The organism is Sulfolobales archaeon, assembly GCA_038897115.1.
GTDB lineage: Archaea > Thermoproteota > Thermoprotei_A > Sulfolobales > AG1 > AG1.
On record JAWAXC010000142.1, the window covers coordinates 1 to 4,432 of the forward strand.

General features: G+C 29.1%; 3 protein-coding genes. 2 read left to right on the forward strand and 1 reads right to left on the reverse strand.

The annotated features are described in order from the left end of the window. Together QXE01_11735 and QXE01_11740 are read left to right on the forward strand one after the other, a co-directional pair. A partial coding sequence (locus QXE01_11735) for a hypothetical protein (protein MEM4971908.1) occupies positions 1–892 on the forward strand: 892 nt, incomplete at its 5' end. A 467-nt stretch (positions 893–1,359) separates the two neighbouring features. Further along, entirely contained in the window at positions 1,360–2,778 is a 1,419-nt protein-coding gene (locus QXE01_11740; protein MEM4971909.1) for a lipopolysaccharide biosynthesis protein, read from the forward strand. Between the two features lie 693 nt (positions 2,779–3,471). Here QXE01_11740 and QXE01_11745 read toward each other — a convergent pair. Beyond that, the coding region (locus QXE01_11745; GenBank protein MEM4971910.1) for a glycosyltransferase at positions 3,472–4,432 on the reverse strand (961 nt) is incomplete at its 5' end.

Here is a 4,432-nt window from a genome sequence, read left to right on the forward strand (position 1 = left end):
TTCAAATTTACCTGCTTATTCCTTAGAGTTTTTTATGCTCTTTTATCCATTAAAGAACCTAACAGATTTAGAACCCATGATAAATACTATGAAAATACTAGGTATAAATTACATTATTTTAACTAAAAATTTTATACCTAGCTACTATTTTGGGTTCTATAATCAAACAATAGTTCAAAGATTTGAAAATTGTTTGAAAGATTATCCAGTTCTTTTTAATAACAGTCAAATGACCCTTTATCATTTTTCAAATGAGCAAGTTGTTTCACCAGTGAAATATATAATCTTAGTAAATATTACTGGACCTCTCTGGCCGTCTTCCTCACCAGGGTATATTCCTTATAGGTTAACATTATTACAAGAAGCCTTGGACATTAATTTTGTTAATTACTCCAATGCAATAATAATTCCCAAATCATATGAAGATTACTTACTTAAATATATTGGTAAAGAAAGCATAAATATTACAAATATTAATAATAATATTACAGTTATAATTATTAACAATCTTAACGCAAAAACTACAGTATATGGGAATTCTCCGAATGAGTTTAGAGTAAAACTGTTAGTAGAGGATAGACAAAATTACAGCTATGTCCCTCTAATTGTAAGATATTATTACTATCCTGAATATGTTAATTATTATAGTGGGAATTATTCTGATTTGATAATAATTCCATCATATGGTAATCAAACATACTTATTACTCGTAAAACCCTCATCTTCATTTACCACTATTAATTTTAATTATACGAACATTTATGCGTATATTTCCGTACTATTGTATCCTTCGCTATTAATCATTCTAGTAATTTATCTAATTTTAAGAAATAAATTAAATGAAAGCTTGAAATTAATTCATAAACTATTTAACAGAGAGTTTAGAAGATAACCAAACAGATTTGAATATTTTTCAATAGGAAGAAGATTGTAATCAAGATAAATAGATAATTTCGATAATCATACATGATTTACCATTAAAGGAGTTTATACCACAAAATGACTAACTTTCCTTATCAGCTCGTCAAATTATGAGTAAAAATGTACTCTAATATGTTCTAGATAATGAAAACCTAATAGTAAGCTTGTTCAATAACTTAGTTCTATCATTAACACTACTAGATGTATATAAATCTTGTGACTAATCTAACTATTACTGATTTCTACACCTTCTTTGATGGCTAAGAAAAATAGCCATGATAACTTTTTTAATTCTAAAAAGATTAAGAGGGTTAAAATGATGAGTGCTAAGATTAACGTCATAATAACGGCACATATAACTCATAATTGCTCACATTTATTGGCTAAAATCCCTTCCCTAAAAAAGGGAGAAAAACGTGAAGGAGGCTTGCGAAAATCATGAATCCAATAATTAATTATCTTAAGACTCTTAGCATGACTACTGTAAATATTTTAGTAGCTTTCATTTTCTTCATATTTACTGCAAAGATAACTGAACCAGCATTCTTCGGTAAAATTGCGATAATCCAACTTCTTGAAGTGATGACCTCATTTTACGCAATCCTTAATACAGGTATTATAACGAGAGAAGTATCTTACATGTACGCGCAAAATAATATAGAAAAGAGATTTCTTAGCACAGTCTTAATAACCCCATTCTTAGTCTCACCATTTTTCCTAATTCTTTTAATCTTCCCAAATTATGTAAAACTAACGATACCATATTTAATACTTTACTTGTTTTACACATATTCAAGCTCAGTATTAATTGGTTTGAATAGATTTACTGAAAATTCAATAATTGGTATAATTTTTCTTATAATAAGATGGGGGGTTTCACTTATCGCTGTTATTTATCATAATATCTATTTGTTTATCCTAATTTGGACTTTAGGTGGGCTTTTAACCAGCCTATCATCCTTTCTAATAATACATAATCATGTTAAAGGATTGCCCTTAGTTTTCGATTATAATATTTTCAAAAAAGTCTTTAAAGAGGGCTTGCCGTTTTATTTATCAAATTTCTCTGGTTTTCTGAGTTCTCAAGGGGATAGGGTTACTACTGCTTATTTATTAGGATCTGCTGATCTAGGGATTTATCAGTTTTCAGCACTTCTATCTGGAGTACCTAGTATGGTAATTGGTGCTGCAAACGCTGCTCTATTAACATCTTCCTCATATTATAAAGCAAAAGGTAAGAGCGAATTAAAAATGAGTAAAATAACGTTCAAGGTCACTGCGATAATGTCGTTTATTATTTCAATCTTATCTTTACCAATTGCGTATTATCTAGTTCCAATTCTATTCCCAGCTTATAAGAGTGGTTTGCCAGTGATTACAATATTACTACTAACACTTACTCTTACTACACCAATAAATATTCTAACTCAGTTAATTATAGCCTTCAAGAGAAATTTGAGGCCATTTACTTTCTTGTCAATAGTTACTGGACTAACAGTGGTTACTACATCCTTTATTCTAATTCCTAGGTTAGGGATTTTAGGAGGGGCTATTTCTCAATTATTATCCTCAATAATTAGTTCTTCATTCATCCTATGGTATTCTTTATATACTAAAGTATTTGAATTAGGGAGAAAGGAGTTAGTTGTATTATCAATAATCCCACTAATTTTCTTTTATGAGGTATTTCTTGATCCTTTCCCATACCCCCTCTTCTCCGACTTACTTTTGTTATTATTTCTGATTTTCTTTTTTAAGAAGATAAGGTTATTTGAAAGTGATGAAAAAGAAATAATCTTTTCCTTTCTAAATGATAAATTGAGTTTTATGAAGACTTTGATAAAACTACTGCTATAAAAGATATGCCGTTAGAAATTTCTTATCTCTATTACGAAAAGGTATCATCTATGTTAATTGCAGAGATTATGCGTATCATGAAATTCTTACTAGCTTATTAGTTCTTTTAAAAGCATTTTTCTCGCTTGTATGATTTTAAGATTTAGTAGTAATTTTACTCTTTGCGATATGGTGGTAAAATGGTTAAAGAAAAAATCAATGATTTAGTAGTAATTTCTTAACATCTAGGACTAGTTAGAGCCTATAGTTTGAATATAATCTAACAAATAATTAATTATTGTAACTTTGCTTTTAGTGATCTAAAATAAATATAATGTGATAAATAATTAAAATTCAATACTTTCTGTAAATGATTTTCTTTCAACCTCAGCCTTTTTAAAAACTACGAGACTTCTTCATAAAGCTGAAAATACTTCATAACATTTTAAATATTATCTTGTAACTGGCTACAGTTTTAGTATAGAAAGGTTTGACATAAGGAATTTAGCACAAATCCCTAATAATTATTCCAGCCAGATTTGCTTATTATAATAAAGACTTAAGAGGAATTTGCCTAGATTAAGGCAAATTTTAAGTATAATGATAGTTTATACTAATACAAGAAGCTGATAGTAAATATCTACTAGGGGATAAATATTAGACTATGAAATGATAGTAGGTTATACCTATTAGGATATAAGCAATATTTTTACATTATTTTATGTTAAAAAGTCTTTTTGTCTCATAAGCAATAATCTTATCTCTTATTGGTCTAGGTAGAAATAATACAAGCCCAGCGATTGTCTTGGCCAAATTAACCTTATATGACCATCCGTCAGGAATAGTTAATAATTGAAGTTTTTCGTATAATGTGAAGTCCATCTCCGGTGGACTCTTTCCATTCAAAAGCAAATATGATCCATAATACTGCAGCTTATTACCAATTCTGGCAATTTCTGTACGTTTTTTCACTTCTTTACTACAATCCTTAAACTTGTTATAAAATAATTCATAATCATGTAGATATCTACCATAAAATGATACTCGTTGTAATAAAGTTAATGGATTAGTTGTATTATGAAGATGAACTCTGTATAACGTGAGCTTATCCTTCACGTGATAGAGACCTTCATAAAGTTTGTTACAAATTGAGGTGAAGGCGAAGTAAGTGTCGACCACTAGCTCTATAGATTTTAGGTCAGGATCTATTAATTCCCTCCTTAAGGCTATAGACGAATTATTGATGAGTAACTTGGTATGCTTACGATGTCTGTATGTTTTGGGGTTTAATAATTCATCCTCCTTAATTCCTCTCTCTCCGATCTTGTCACCAAACTGATCTATTAGAATAAGCTGATTTCTGAACCCTCCTATTTTCCTATCTTTAAAAGCATTATAAACTATCTTTAACCTATTCTCATTATACATATCATCATCATCTAACAAGGTTATAATATCACCCTTAGACTCTTCTATACCTTTATAAATGAATTCACCATATCTTTTAGAATCATCATAAATTATCTTAGCACCATTTTTCCTAGCATAATCATCAACTTCTTTGTCCTCTTCCTTTTTTACCACAATAACCTCATATAAACTCTTGTCTAGACTTTGATTGAAAACACTATTCAAAGCGTATTTTAAATAACCTCTCTTATTATACTCACCAACA

Excerpts from the sequence above, each read along its gene's own strand:
- QXE01_11740 (MEM4971909.1), top strand. The coding sequence starts at position 1,360 with ATGAATCCAATAATTAATTATCTTAAGACTCTTAGCATGACTACTGTA.